The organism is Sphingomonas sp. PP-CE-3G-477 (genome assembly GCF_003050745.1).
Lineage (GTDB): Bacteria > Pseudomonadota > Alphaproteobacteria > Sphingomonadales > Sphingomonadaceae > Sphingomonas.
Genome location: NZ_QAOF01000006.1, coordinates 145,057 through 158,197, shown reverse-complemented (window position 1 = coordinate 158,197; position 13,141 = coordinate 145,057). Strand labels below are relative to the sequence as shown.

The window sequence follows — 13,141 nt, the reverse complement described above, 5'->3', positions numbered from 1 at the left end:
GCATAGTTTCACTCGCGGCCGACCCGATTGCCGTCGCGAAGTCACGTCAAATAGCGGCACCCGGCGGGGGGTCAATCCGCTAAATTCATCTGTCCGCAAGGTTTGCGGCAGAACGATGACAGATTGGTTCATGCAATTCGTCACTTCTGGGGCACAATTGACCCGATTTCCTCAGGCGCATTGGCCACCGTGGCGATCACCGTGGTCCAGGCCGCGACGTTCTGGCGAAGCTGTTCGGGGTCGATCAGATCCAGCGTGTCCTCGGGCGTGTGGTGGTAATCGAAGTAGCGCAGCCCCGACTGGTTGAGGTCGATTCCGGCAACCCCCGTGGCGATCGTCGGACCGACATCGGTGCCGCCGTGCGGGGCACCGGCCCCGCGAATGATCCCGAGCGGCGCGAGTGCGACCGCCAGGCGATCCTCGATAGATTTTGCGGCGGCGGGCAGGCTGCTTTCGAACCGCCAGACGCGATCGGCACCGAAATCCGATTCGGCGGCGGTGGCGTGACGTTCGCCCGCGTGCGCCTTGGCGTAGGCGGCTCCACCGAAGCCACCGCTCTCCTCGTCGCCGAACCAGACGACGCGAATGGTCCGGCGCGGGCGCTGGCCGCCGTCCATGACGATCTTGGCGGCCGCCGCGGTGATCGCGATGCCCGCGCCGTCGTCGATCGCGCCGGTGCCGAGATCCCAGCTGTCGAGATGGCCACCGACCAGCACGATGCCCGCCTTGGGGTCGGTGCCGGGGACTTCGGCCACGACGTTGCCCGATTCGCGGATACCGACCTGCTTGTCTTCCAGCACCAGCTTCAGCGTCACCGGCTTGCCGAGCTTCACCAGCCGCTCGACATGCTCCGCGTCCGCGACGGACAGCGCGGCGGCAGGGATCGGCGTCACGCCCGCTTCGAAATTGGTGTTGCCCGCGTGCGGCCCGCGGCCGTGATCGGTGCCGATCGACCGGATCACGATTGCCGCCGCGCCCTTCTTGGCGGCGACGTTCGGTCCGACGAAGCGCGCGGTGCCCTGCGATCCATAGCTCGACCCGTCCTGCGTCGGCTGCATCGCGTTCGACACGAAGGCGATCTTGCCCCTCAAGCTGCCGTCGGCGGCGAGCGCGAGGTCGTTATACGTCGGGAAGTACACGATCGGCAGGGTCAGCCCGCCCGGCGGCGTCGCGCCCGAGTTGCCGAGACCGACCAGATGCAGTTTCTGCGCATAGGGGGCGATCAGCTCGCCACTCTCCGTGCCACGCGACCAGACCGGCAGCCGGTATGGCTCGATCCGCACGTTCTTGAACCCGAGCGCCTTCAGCTTGGCGACCGACCAGGCGCGCGCCCGCGGCGCCGCCTCGGTGCCGGTCATCCGCGGGCCGACCTCGGTCGTGATCCCCTCGACGATCTTGTAGGCGGTGTCGTCGGTCAGCGCCTTGTCGCGCAGCGCGGCGACCTTCGCGTCGACCGCGGTCGCAGGCGCAGCGGCGCGCTGCGCCACGACGGGAACGGCGGTGATGACGGCACAGGCCGCCAGAAATGGTGCGATACGCGTCATCGGCTATTCCCCTTGGTGTCGACCCACCGTTAGGTCCGAGCGCGCGCGTTGCCAACCTTCGCGCCTGCCCTTACATGCGCAGATCAATCCCGCCCTCACGAACACCCGAACGGAGACCCCCGTGGCCGGCCAATATGCCTATGTCATGAAGGACATGACGAAGACCTTCCCCGGCGCGCCCAAGCCGGTGCTGTCGAACATCAACCTGCAATTCTATCATGGCGCCAAGATCGGCATCGTCGGCCCCAACGGTGCGGGCAAGTCGACGCTGATCAAGATCATGGCCGGCATCGACAAGGATTATACCGGCGAGGCATGGCCGGGCGAGAACGTCACGGTCGGCTATCTGGAGCAGGAGCCGCAGCTCGACGCCTCGAAGACCGTGCTGGAGAACGTCAAGGACGGCGCGCGCGGCGTTGCGGACATGGTCGACCGTTTCAACGCGATTTCGGCCGAGATGGGCGATCCCCAGGACGACACCGACTTCGACGCGCTGCTCGAAGAGATGGGCACGCTCCAGGAAAAGATCGACGCGGTCGACGGCTGGACGCTCGACAACCAGCTCGAGGTCGCGATGGAAGCGCTTCGCTGCCCGCCGGGCGACTGGCCGGTCGACAAGCTGTCGGGTGGTGAGAAACGCCGCGTCGCGCTGACCCGCCTGCTGATCCAGAAGCCGGGTATCCTTCTGCTTGACGAGCCCACCAACCATCTCGATGCGGAGAGCGTCCAGTGGCTGGAGAATCATCTGAAGGATTACGCGGGCGCGGTGCTGATGATCACCCATGACCGCTATTTCCTCGACAACGTCGTTGGCTGGGTGCTCGAACTCGATCGCGGCAAGTATTTCCCGTATGAGGGCAATTACTCGACGTATCTCGAGAAGAAGGCCAGGCGCCTTGAGCAGGAGGATCGTGAGGAGTCCGGTCGTCAGACCGCGATCAAGAACGAGCTCGAATGGATTCGTCAGGGTGCCAAGGCGCGCCAGACCAAGTCCAAGGCGCGTATCGCCAACTTCGAACGCCTCGTCTCCGCACAGGAGAACCGCTCGCCGGGCAAGGCGCAGATCGTCATCCAGGTGCCCGAGCGTCTCGGCGGCAAGGTCATCGAGCTCGAGAACGTCTCCAAGGCTTACGGCGACAAGCTGCTGTTCGAGAACCTCTCGTTCACGCTGCCCGCGGGCGGTATCGTTGGCGTCATCGGTCCCAACGGCGCCGGCAAGTCGACGCTGTTCAAGCTGATCACTGGGCAGGAGACGCCGGACAGCGGCACGATCGACAAGGGTTCGACCGTGCGGCTCGGCTATGTCGACCAGAGCCGCGATCATCTCGACGACAAGAAGAACGTCTGGGAGGAGATTTCCGACGGCCTCGACTCGATGAAGGTCAACGGGTTCGACCAGTCGACGCGCGCCTATGTCGGGGCGTTCAACTTCAAGGGCCAGGACCAGCAGAAGAACGTCGGCAAGCTGTCGGGCGGCGAGCGCAACCGCGTCAACATCGCCAAGATGTTGAAGCGCGGCGGCAACGTGCTGCTGCTCGACGAGCCCACCAACGATCTCGATGTCGAGACCTTGGGCGCGCTCGAGGAAGCGATCGAGAATTTCGCAGGGTGCGCGGTAGTGATCAGCCACGATCGCTTCTTCCTGGATCGTCTCGCCACGCACATCCTGGCGTTCGAGGGCAACAGCCATGTCGAATGGTTCGAGGGCAATTTCGAATCCTACGAAGAGGACAAGCGCCGCCGTCTGGGCGATGCGGCGGATCGTCCTACCGCGCTGTCCTATAAGAAGCTGACGCGCTGACCTGATGTTGCGGGGGCTCGACGAGGAACTGGTCGCTCACAAATACGCGCATGTCGAGCGTGAGCGCCGGTTTCTCGTCGATCCTGCGCGTCGGCCCGATCTGACCGACGCGCCGTATATCCTGATCGAGGACCGGTACATCGAGGGCACGCGGCTGAGGCTGCGCGCCATGACCGATAGCGTGTCGGGGCGTGTGGTCCTGAAGATCGGCAAGAAATACGACGTTGCCGATGTACTGAGCAGGCCGACGGTCACGACGTATCTCGATCGGGACGAGTATCACCTGCTGGCGAAACTGCCGGCACGATCGTTGAGGAAACGCCGGTATCCGGTGGGTGCGGACTTCGGCATTGACCTGTTCGAAGGAGCGCTCGCCGGGCTCGAACTCGCCGAGATCGAGCAGGACGACGCGGCCGCGTTGACGTCAATCGTCAGCCCCGAATGGGCAATCGCGGAAGTTACGGATGATCCGCGATTTCAGGGTGGGCGATTGAGCCTGCTGGATGCGGCAGGCGTGACGAGACTTATTGCCAGTAACATCGAGTGAGTATGACGGTTATCGAACAATCTCCCGGCGGCGATCAGCCCCCTGGCGCAGGTGAACTCGAATATCGTCTTCGCCAGCAGTCGATCCTCGCCGATTTCGGGATCGAGGCTTTGCGGGCGCGGGATCTGCAGCCGATGTTGCAGCGCGCGACCGAGCTGTGCGGCGAGGGGATGCGGTCGAAATACTGCAAGTTTCTCGAATATCGCCCCGAGCAGGACACGCTGCTGGTGCGTGCCGGCATCGGCTGGGAGCCGGGGGTGGTCGGGTCGACCGAGATGCGGACCGATCTTGGGTCGCCGGCAGGTTTTGCTTTGGAGACCGGGCAGCCGGTGATCTCGAACCATCTGGAGAACGAACAGCGTTTCCGGACGCCCGAGTTTATGGCGCGGCACAATATCCGGCGCGCGATCAACGTGCTGGTCGAAACGTCGGGCAAGCGCTTTGGCGTGCTGGAGGTCGACAGCCCCGACGAGGGCCAGTTTGAGCCCGCCGATTTCGCGTTCATGCAGGGGTTTGCGAACCTCATCGGCGTGGCGATCGAGCGGCAGCAGGCGGAGCAGCGGCTGAGCGAAGCGATGGAGCATCAGGAGTTGCTCACGCGGGAGGCGAGCCACCGGGTGAAGAACAGCCTCGCGCTTGTCTCGGCGATGCTCAACCTCCAGATGCAGGAGGATGACGATCCGCGGATCCGCCGGCTGCTCGGCGACGCGCAGGCGCGGATCACCGCGATCGCGCAGACGCATGACCAGCTATGGCGTGGGGATCAGGTCGGCATCGTCGCGCTGAACGATCTCGTCTGCGGGATCGCATCGGGGCTGGGCGAGCAGTCGCTCAACCACCGGATCGACTGCGATATCGAGGCGATCCTGATCAGCGCGGACGTCGCGATCCCGATGGGGTTGCTCGTCACCGAGCTGGTCACCAACGCGATCAAATACGCGTATGGCGACGACGGCGGCGCGATCCTGGTCACGGTGCGGAGCGCGGACGGGCGGATCGTGCTGACGGTGTCGGACGAGGGCGGCGGGTTGCCGGCCGACTTCGACCTGAAGGCGGCGTCGCGCAAAAGCCTCGGGATGCGGATGATCGGCAGCCTCGCGCGGCAGTTGCGCGGAACGGTGACGATCGAGAACGCTTCGGTCGGGACGTGCGCAACGCTGGACGTGCCCGATCCGCGGGTCGAGGTCGCAGGCTAGCCACTGTTCTCCTGCGAACGCAGGAGTCCAGGGTCGGGAGCGTTTCGTTTGGTATTCTGGGCTCCTGCGTTCGCAGGAGAACGGTGGCTTACGCCGCTACGTCATCCGCCTTGATCGCCATCCAAGCCTCGGCCTTCGCCAGCGCGGGGGCGTCGTCGACGTCGATCCAGTCGATGTCGCTGCAATCCACGATCCGGGCGAGACCTTGCGCAGCCAGCAGCCGGACGCCTTCGGTGAGCGACGGGCTCGCCAATGTCGCCAGCGCGTCCGACAGCGCAGGGCCGATCGCGAAGACGCCGGTGTCGTAGCAGTCATGCGGTTCGAGGCCCTTGCCGATCGCAACGATGCGGTCGCCTTCGGTCGCGACGCAGGTGACGTCCTCCGGGTCGACCCAGTCATGGCCGATGCGCCGGTCGATGCCGAGCCGCAAACCTCCGCCAGCGCCAGCCTTAGCCATGCGGGCGTAAAGTTCGGGGCTGACGAGGTGGTCGCACATCGCGAGGATCGCGTCGCTGCCCGCCAGCGCATCGCGCGCTGCCAGGACCGAAACGCCGTTGGGTTCGCGGTGGTCCGCAAGAACTGTCTCGACCGCCAGCGGCCAGCGCCGGCTCGCGAGATACGCTTCGATCGCCTCACGCCCGTAGCTGACCGTCACGATCGCGCGCGCAAAGCCCGCCTCGGCCAGCCCCTCAAGCGCGTGAGCAATCAACGGCCGCCCCGCGACCGCGCAGAGCGGCTTGTACGGGGCGGAGGTGCGAAGGCGGCTGCCTTCCCCGGCGGCGAGGATGACAGCCGTGTCGATCATCTCAGGCGGCCTTGATGAACCGCTCGACTTCGATCTGCGCGAGATCGTCGGTCATCTGCGTGCGCGGGTGCTTGCAGAAATACGCCGATGCAGGGTCGATCACGCCGGCGATGCCGCGATCCTTGGCGATCTTGGCGCAACGGATCATGTCGATCGCGACACCCGCCGAGTTGGGGCTGTCCTCGACCGAGAGACGCAGCTCGATGTTCATCGGCACGCCGCCGAACAGCTGGCCTTCCATGCGCAGGAAGCAAACCTTGTTGTCGTTCTGCCAGGGCACATAGTCCGACGGGCCGATATGGACGTTGTCGTCGTCCATGCGCTCGGCCGCAACCGACTGCACCGCTTCGGTCTTCGAGATCTTCTTCGACTCGAGACGGCGATGGTTCGACATATTGAGGAAGTCGGTGTTGCCGCCGGTGTTGAGCTGGTAGGTGCGATCCAGCTTCACGCCGCGCTTGGCGAACAGGTCGGTCAGCACGCGGTGGACGATCGTCGCGCCGAGCTGCGCCTTGATGTCGTCACCGATGATCGCGACGCCCGCGTCTTCGAACTTCTTCGCCCAGACCGGGTTGGAAGCGATGAAGACGGGGATGTTGTTGACGAACGCCACGCCCGCTTCGATCGCGCATTCGGCGTAGAACTCGGTCGCTTCCTGCGAACCGACCGGCAGGTAGTTCATGAGAACGTCGGCGCCCGATGCCTTCAGCTCGGCGATGACCTCTTCACGGGTCGGCTCGGCGGCATCCGAGACGAGGAACGTACGGTCGTCCTTGAAGTCGGCCATGTGGTCGGCGACGCCGTCCAGCTTCTTGCCCATCTTTACGATCGTGCCGGTGTTGCCGACATTGGGTGCGAACACCGCGGTGCAGTTGGGCTTGGCGAAGATCGCCTCGGCGACGTCCTTGCCGACCTTGCGACGATCGACGTCCCAGGCCGCGACGACCTTGATGTCGCTCGGCTTGTAGCCGCCCATGTCGAAATGCATCAGGCCAACCTGGTCGTTTGCCCCCTCGCGATAATGCTCGAGGCCCTGGACGAGCGAGCTCGCGCAGTTGCCGATGCCGACCACGGCGATCCGAATGCTATTCATTACTGACCCTGTTCCTTACGAAAGATGCATGCGCGACGCGGTCTTCGGTCGCGACATTGTGCTACGGACGAAAGCGCGTTCGACACGACGGTGCCAGACGAGCCCGACGATGGCCACGAGCGTCAGAGGGACGATCTCGAACCACCAGAAGATGCGTGGATTGCCCGCGAAGCAGGCGACGAAGATCGCCCATACCCGGACATTCGCGGTAAGCAAGGCCATGAAGCGCAAAGGCGCGACGGCGCGGGCACCGTACAGGGCGCCAAGTGCGACCGGATCGGTCGACTGGCCCAGCGTGCGCTCGAACGGCATGGCGATCCGGTCGATACTGCCGGCGATGCCGTCGTAGAAGCGGACGAGCGCGTTGCCGGTCGGCACGGGGGGCGCTTCGAGCGCCACGCCCTTGATGCGACGATGGAAGCGCGAACGCTCGCCCTCGTACATGTTCGACTGGACGGCGTGTGCGCCACCGGCGGCAAAAGCGAGTATCCAGGCCTCGGGCGTGTCGATCGTCAGCGCGAGCGAGACGTAGATCAGTGCGAAGACGCCGTGATCGCACAACCCGTCGAGCATGCGGCCGAGCGGGCTCGCGGTCTTGGTCGCGCGTGCCACCATGCCATCGAGTCCGTCGGCGATCAGCCACCCCATCGACAGCACTAGGCCGACCAGCGCGAGCGCCCAGTTTCCCCATTGCGTGTATGCGAGCGCGGCCGCGCCGCCGAGGCAAAGCCCTGCTACCGACACCGAATTCGCTGAGATCCCGCGCGACAGCGCAAGCGGAAGCAACGCGCGGCCCGCCGGGTGAATCAGCCAAAGATTGGATGGGATCTCGATCCGGCGATCGCGCGATCCATCCGGTGGAGCCACTGTCATAGGATTTTCATAATGCGCCGCGCAGGCCATTTATGCAAGGTGGCACGACTAACCCTACGGAACGCTTGACCGCAATTCTTCGATCCAAGCCGTTGCGATACCGTCGGACGGGGCCCGCCAGTCGCCCCGCGGCGACAGCGCACCGCCAGCCGAGACCTTGGGGCCATTGGGCATCGCCGACCGCTTGAACTGACTGGTCGTGAAGAAGCGGAAGAGAAATTTCTCCAGCCAGTGGCGGATCGTCGGCAGGTCGTAGGCGACGCGCGCGTCCGCCGGCAGGTCCTCCGGCCACGCGCCGACGCTCGCATCGCGCCACGCATGCCAGGCGAGGAACGCGATCTTCGATGGCGCGAGCCCGTAGCGGATCACGTAGTGCGCGAAGAAATCGTTCAGCGCGTACGGCCCGATCATCGACTCGGTACTCTGCAACGCGCCGTCCGCGCCCGCCGGCACGAGTTCCGGCGAGATCTCCTGCGCGAGGATCGTCGACAGGATCGCGTCGGTCGCCGCGTCATACTGGTCGGTGCGGATACACCAGCGGATCAGGAACTGGATCAGCGTCTTGGGCACGCCGCAGTTCACCGCGTAATGGCTCATCTGGTCGCCGACGCCGTAGGTGCACCAGCCGAGCGCCATCTCGCTGAGATCGCCGGTGCCGAGCACGATCCCACGCCGCTGATTGGCGAGGCGGAAGAGGTAATCGGTGCGCAGGCCTGCCTGCACGTTCTCGAAGGTGATGTCGTAGGCCGGTTCGCCTTCGCTGAAGGGGTGGCCGATGTCTTCGAGCATGCGCGTGGCGGCGGGGCGGATGTCGATTTCTTCGGCCGTGATGCCGAGCGCGCGCATCAGCGCCCACGCGTTCGCCTTGGTCCCTTCGCCGGTCGCGAAGCCGGGCATGGTGAAGCCGAGGATCGCGCTGCGAGGGCGGCCGAGGCGGTCCATCGCCTTCGCCGCGACGATCAGCGCGTGCGTCGAGTCGAGCCCGCCGGAGACGCCGATCACGATCGTCTCGGCATGCGCGGCGACGAGGCGCTTCGACAGTGCCTCCACCTGGATGTTGAACGCCTCGTAGCAATCGTCATCGCGCCGCGTCGGGTCGTTGGGGACGAACGGGAAGCGGCGGATCGCGCGTTCCAGGCCAGTGTCCTCAACTACCGCCGCGTGATCGAATCCGATCCGTCGAAAGCGTGTCTCGGGATTGCCGGCGAACACGGCCGCATCGTTGAACGTGCCGGTCCGCAGCCGTTCCTGCGTGATCCGTTCACAATCGACGTCGGCGACGACCAGTTCGGGCTCGGTCGAGAACCGCGCCGACTCCGCGATCTGTTCGCCGAGTTCGTGGACCAATCCCTGGCCGTCCCACGCGACCTCGGTCGTGCTCTCGCCCGGCCCTGCGGCGGAATAGACATAGGCGCAGACCGCGCGCGCCGACTGCGCCGCCGCCAGCATTGCCCGATCGCGCGCCTTGCCGATGACGATGTTCGACGCGGACAAATTGCAGCAGATCAGCGCACCCGCGAGTGCCCCCGCAGTCGAGGGCGGGGTAGGGGCCCAGTAATCCTCGCAGATCTCGGCATGGAACACGAAGCCGGGCAGGTCGCGCGCGGCGAAGATCAGATCGGTCCCGAACGGCACGTCCTCGCCGTTTAGGTCGATCGTCAGTCCGGTCATCCCTACGCCACTCGCGAACCACCGCTTCTCGTAGAACTCTCGGTAATTCGGCAGGAACGTCTTCGGGACCACGCCGAGCACGCGCCCGCGTGCGATCGCCAGCGCGCAATTATACAGCCGCCCGTTCCGCACCAGCGCCGCGCCGACCAGCAGCACCGGCCGCAAGGTCGCACTCGCCTCGACCACCGTCGCGATCGCCGCCAACGTCGCGCGTTGCTGCGCGGTCTGGAGATGCAGATCGTCGATTGCGTAGGAGGTGAGGTTCAGCTCCGGGAAGACGACGAGGTCGACGCCCTTCGCATCTGCCTCGCGCGCCAAGGCGATCGTAGCCTCGGCATTGGCGCCGGTATCCCCCACCGAAGCCCGCGGCGTCGCGGCGGCAACCCGGATCAGCCCGTGACTATGGATCGCGTAGAATGGATGCGTCATGGCGCACCGATAAACGCCCGCGCTGCGTCACGCCACCTGCTTGATCCCGTCGGCGGTGGCATGACGCGCGATCCTGTGAGAGGCTGCGAGCATGAAACTCCGCATGGTTCAGGTGTTCGTCCTCGCGGTCGTCGGCGTGCTGTACTGGCTGTTCGTAAGCCATGTCTCCGGCGCGAAGGAACCTTGGGATGCGGCTGGCTATTGGTCGATCTGGTACCCCCGGTTCGCTGCTTCTGTCGGCCGTCGGCGGCTTTGGGTTTGGCAGGCGGGGATGGTCGGCCGGAGCGATCGTCACGGTCGCGCAGCTGCCCGTGATGGGGGTGAATACGGGATTTGGCGGGCTGCTGATCGTCGGCGTCGCGTTTCTCGCCATCCTGGCCGTTCCTGCGGTCATGCTGTCCGCACTCTTCGGTCGCCTCCGAGCGACTTCGCGGCGCAATGCCGGTGGAAGGAAACAGGATGGCCCGATATGAGATCGAGCCGCTAGCGCGACTAGCCATCCAGCGACACGGAGACGATTTTGACGACCACGATGTTCGGCATCAAGAATTGCGACACGATCAAGAAGGCGCGGAGTTGGCTCGATGCGCACGACGTCGCGTACGCGTTCCACGACTACAAGGCCGCAGGTATCGACGCGGCGCACCTCGACGACTGGATCGGTCGAGTCGGCTGGGAGGTGTTGGTCAACCGTGCGGGGACGACGTTCCGGAAGCTGCCCGAAGCGGATCGCACGGACCTGGATGCGGCGAAGGCCACCGCGCTGATGCTGGCGCAACCGTCGATGATCAAGCGGCCGGTGCTCGATACCGGCGAGACGCTTCTGGTCGGGTTCAAGCCCGAGGCGTATGAGGCGGCGGGGCTGGGGCGCGCCTGAAGGAGATCAGCATGCCGGTTGCAAGTTGGAATGGTCACGAGATCGCTCGATCGGACGACACCGTCGTCGTTGAGGGCAATCAGTATTTTCCCGCCGACAGTGTCGATCCGGCGTTGCTGGAAGATAGCGCGACTGACTCGAGCTGCCCGTGGAAGGGTGTGGCGAGTTACAAGACTCTGGTCGTCGACGGGAAACGCAATGTCGATGCGGTCTGGTATTATCCCGATCCCAAGTCGGCGGCGGCCGAGATCAAGGATCGCTATGCGTTCTGGAAGGGCGTGACGGTCACTTGATGCGATCCATTCGTTAGCTAGCGCTTGAACTTGACCATCCGCCAATCCCGTCATCCCCGCGCAGACGGGGATCCATACTGGCTAGCGTAGCGACGGATCATCGACGCTAGAGGATATGGATCCCCGCCTGCGCGGGGATGACGGGTAGTGGAGACGGTGTCAGCTCAGATCGCGCCCGAGAACGTGTCGCACTGCTGCGGATCGCCGCTCTCCAGCCCGCGCTTCAACCACGACTGGCGCTGTGCCGATGTGCCGTGCGTGAAGCTGTCCGGCACGACGCGGCCCTGCGACTGCTTCTGCAACGTATCGTCGCCGATCGCCTGTGCAGCCGTCATGCCCTCCTGGATATCGCCGGGTTCGAGCCGCGACCGGTTGGCAGCGGCCCAGACGCCGGCATAGCAATCCGCCTGGAGTTCGAGCCGCACCGACAGCGCGTTGCCATCGGTTTCGCTCGCCTGCCGCTGCGCCTGCTGAACCTGCGCATTGGTGCCGAGCAGCTTCTGGATGTGATGGCCGAACTCGTGCGCGATCACGTAATCCTGCGCGAAGTCGCCCTCCGCCTTGAACCGCGTCGAAAGCTCGTTGAAGAAGCTCGTGTCGAGATAGATGCCCTGATCGGTCGGGCAATAGAACGGCCCCATCGCCGACTGCGCGGCCCCGCAACCCGAGCGGCCATTGCCGTCGAAGAACACCAGCTTCGGTGCCTCGAAACGCTGGCCGTTCTTCTGGAAGATCGCCTCCCAGGTGTTGTCGGCCGAGCTGAACGCGTTGCACGCGGCCTTGCTCTCCGGGGTCAGGTTGCAGCTCGACGTCGTGTCGGTGCCGGCACGCGGCGATCCGCTCTGCGTCGTCGGTGCCGACGACTGCCCGCCACCGAGCAGCCCGCCGAGCCCGCCCATGCCGCCGAACACCGCCATCAGGATCAGCACCACGACGATCCCGCCGCACCCGAAGCGGCTGCCGATCATCGGCAACAACCCCATCAACAGGCCGCCACCGCCGCCGCCAAAGCCGCCGCCTCCGCCGCCCGACCCGCGCTGGTCCTCGACGTTGATGTTCGGATCGTAATCGTCGAGCCGCATGATAAGCCCCTTTTCGTTTCTGGTTGGGAACGAAATGCGCAAGGTGGCGGTAGAGTTGCAAGGCGGCGCTGCTTGCGGCGCGATAGCGTGAGGAGTGTGCATGTTCCTGAAGGGCAAGACCGCGGTCATCACCGGATCCACGTCGGGAATCGGACTCGCCTACGCAAAGGCATTCGCCGGCGAGGGCGCCGCGGTAGTCCTCAACGGCTTCGGCGACGCGGAAGCGATCGAGCGGGAGCGGGCGGCGTTGGCGCAAATCAGCGGTGCGGTCGCACTCTACGATCCGGCGGACATGACCAGGCCAGACGAGATCGCCGCAATGGTCGCCAGCGCCGCCGCGGAGACCGGCAGCGTCGACATCGTCGTCAACAACGCCGGCATCCAGCATGTCGCCGGGATCGCCGACTTCCCGGTCGACAAGTTCGACGCGATCATCGCGATCAACCTGTCCTCGGCCTGGCACATGATGCGTGCCGCGGTGCCGCACATGCGCGCCAGGGGCTGGGGGCGGATCATCTCGACCGCGTCCGCGCACTCGCTGGTCGCGAGCCCGAACAAGTCCGCCTACGTGATGGCCAAGCACGCGATCGCCGGGCTCACCAAGACGATCGCGCTGGAGACCGCGACCGACGGCATCACCGTCAACTGCATCTCGCCGGGCTATGTCTGGACGCCGCTGGTCGAGAACCAGATCCCCGACACGATGGCGGCACGCGGGCTGACGCGCGACCAGGTGATGAACGACGTGCTGCTCGCCGCGCAACCGACCAAGGAGTTCGTCACCCCCGAACAGGTCGCGGCGTTCGCGCTGTTCCTGTGCCGCGACGAGGCCAAGGCGATCACCGGCGCCAATTTGTCGATGGATGGCGGCTGGACGGCGGCCTGATAGAGCGCGAGAAAAGCGTTGCCGTTCACAGAGATACAGGCTTA

General features: G+C 65.3%; 13 protein-coding genes. 7 read left to right on the top strand and 6 right to left on the bottom strand.

Annotated elements, in window-relative coordinates; all coding sequences use genetic code 11:
* Nucleotides 1-140: 140 nt before the first annotated feature.
* Nucleotides 141-1,544 (bottom strand): M20/M25/M40 family metallo-hydrolase, encoded by a 1,404-nt coding sequence (locus C8J45_RS13440; RefSeq protein ID WP_107963658.1) that lies wholly within the window; start codon nucleotides 1,542-1,544, stop codon nucleotides 141-143.
* A 121-nt stretch (nucleotides 1,545-1,665) separates the two neighbouring features.
* Here C8J45_RS13440 and ettA point away from each other — a divergent pair, with 121 nt between their 5' ends.
* Genes ettA through C8J45_RS13425 form a run of 3 tightly spaced genes read left to right on the top strand, consistent with a single transcriptional unit; the run spans nucleotide 1,666 to nucleotide 5,088 of the window.
* Entirely contained in the window at nucleotides 1,666-3,345 is a 1,680-nt protein-coding gene (ettA, locus tag C8J45_RS13435) for an energy-dependent translational throttle protein EttA (RefSeq protein ID WP_107963657.1), read from the top strand.
* A 4-nt stretch (nucleotides 3,346-3,349) separates the two neighbouring features.
* On the top strand, nucleotides 3,350-3,892 hold the full coding sequence (locus C8J45_RS13430; RefSeq protein ID WP_107963656.1) for a hypothetical protein: 543 nt from the start codon (nucleotides 3,350-3,352) through the stop codon (nucleotides 3,890-3,892).
* A 2-nt stretch (nucleotides 3,893-3,894) separates the two neighbouring features.
* Nucleotides 3,895-5,088 carry a sensor histidine kinase gene (locus tag C8J45_RS13425; RefSeq protein WP_107963655.1) on the top strand — a complete coding sequence of 398 codons (1,194 nt, stop codon included), beginning with the start codon at nucleotides 3,895-3,897 and terminating at the stop codon, nucleotides 5,086-5,088.
* 88 nt (nucleotides 5,089-5,176) lie between these two features.
* On the opposite strand, the gene C8J45_RS13420 is transcribed toward C8J45_RS13425, so the two are convergent.
* From C8J45_RS13420 to C8J45_RS13405, 4 genes are read right to left on the bottom strand one after another with little or no spacing between them, the layout of a single operon-like run.
* Entirely contained in the window at nucleotides 5,177-5,893 is a 717-nt protein-coding gene (locus C8J45_RS13420; protein ID WP_107963654.1) for an NTP transferase domain-containing protein, read from the bottom strand.
* Between the two features lies 1 nt (nucleotide 5,894).
* Nucleotides 5,895-6,986 (bottom strand): inositol-3-phosphate synthase, encoded by a 1,092-nt coding sequence (locus C8J45_RS13415; RefSeq protein WP_056050788.1) that lies wholly within the window; start codon nucleotides 6,984-6,986, stop codon nucleotides 5,895-5,897.
* A 15-nt stretch (nucleotides 6,987-7,001) separates the two neighbouring features.
* Nucleotides 7,002-7,859 carry a CDP-alcohol phosphatidyltransferase family protein gene (locus C8J45_RS13410; RefSeq protein WP_107963653.1) on the bottom strand — a complete coding sequence of 286 codons (858 nt, stop codon included), beginning with the start codon at nucleotides 7,857-7,859 and terminating at the stop codon, nucleotides 7,002-7,004.
* Nucleotides 7,860-7,913: 54 nt separating this feature from the next.
* The gene (locus C8J45_RS13405; RefSeq protein WP_107963652.1) at nucleotides 7,914-9,959 is read right to left on the bottom strand and encodes an NAD(+) synthase; all 2,046 of its coding nucleotides are present in this window, start codon (nucleotides 9,957-9,959) and stop codon (nucleotides 7,914-7,916) included.
* A 188-nt stretch (nucleotides 9,960-10,147) separates the two neighbouring features.
* On the opposite strand from C8J45_RS13405, the gene C8J45_RS13400 reads away from it, so the two are divergent.
* Genes C8J45_RS13400 through C8J45_RS13390 form a run of 3 tightly spaced genes read left to right on the top strand, consistent with a single transcriptional unit; the run spans nucleotide 10,148 to nucleotide 11,129 of the window.
* Nucleotides 10,148-10,432 carry a hypothetical protein gene (locus tag C8J45_RS13400; protein ID WP_107963651.1) on the top strand — a complete coding sequence of 95 codons (285 nt, stop codon included), beginning with the start codon at nucleotides 10,148-10,150 and terminating at the stop codon, nucleotides 10,430-10,432.
* 47 nt (nucleotides 10,433-10,479) lie between these two features.
* Nucleotides 10,480-10,836 carry an ArsC family reductase gene (locus C8J45_RS13395; RefSeq protein ID WP_107963650.1) on the top strand — a complete coding sequence of 119 codons (357 nt, stop codon included), beginning with the start codon at nucleotides 10,480-10,482 and terminating at the stop codon, nucleotides 10,834-10,836.
* Between the two features lie 11 nt (nucleotides 10,837-10,847).
* A complete protein-coding gene (locus C8J45_RS13390; protein WP_107963649.1) occupies nucleotides 10,848-11,129 on the top strand; it encodes a DUF427 domain-containing protein in 282 nt (93 codons plus the stop codon).
* 164 nt (nucleotides 11,130-11,293) lie between these two features.
* Here C8J45_RS13390 and C8J45_RS13385 read toward each other — a convergent pair whose 3' ends face one another.
* Nucleotides 11,294-12,211 carry a neutral zinc metallopeptidase gene (locus C8J45_RS13385; protein WP_107963648.1) on the bottom strand — a complete coding sequence of 306 codons (918 nt, stop codon included), beginning with the start codon at nucleotides 12,209-12,211 and terminating at the stop codon, nucleotides 11,294-11,296.
* 100 nt (nucleotides 12,212-12,311) lie between these two features.
* On the opposite strand from C8J45_RS13385, the gene C8J45_RS13380 reads away from it, so the two are divergent.
* The gene (locus C8J45_RS13380; protein WP_107963647.1) at nucleotides 12,312-13,097 is read left to right on the top strand and encodes a 3-hydroxybutyrate dehydrogenase; all 786 of its coding nucleotides are present in this window, start codon (nucleotides 12,312-12,314) and stop codon (nucleotides 13,095-13,097) included.
* Nucleotides 13,098-13,141 lie beyond the last annotated feature (44 nt).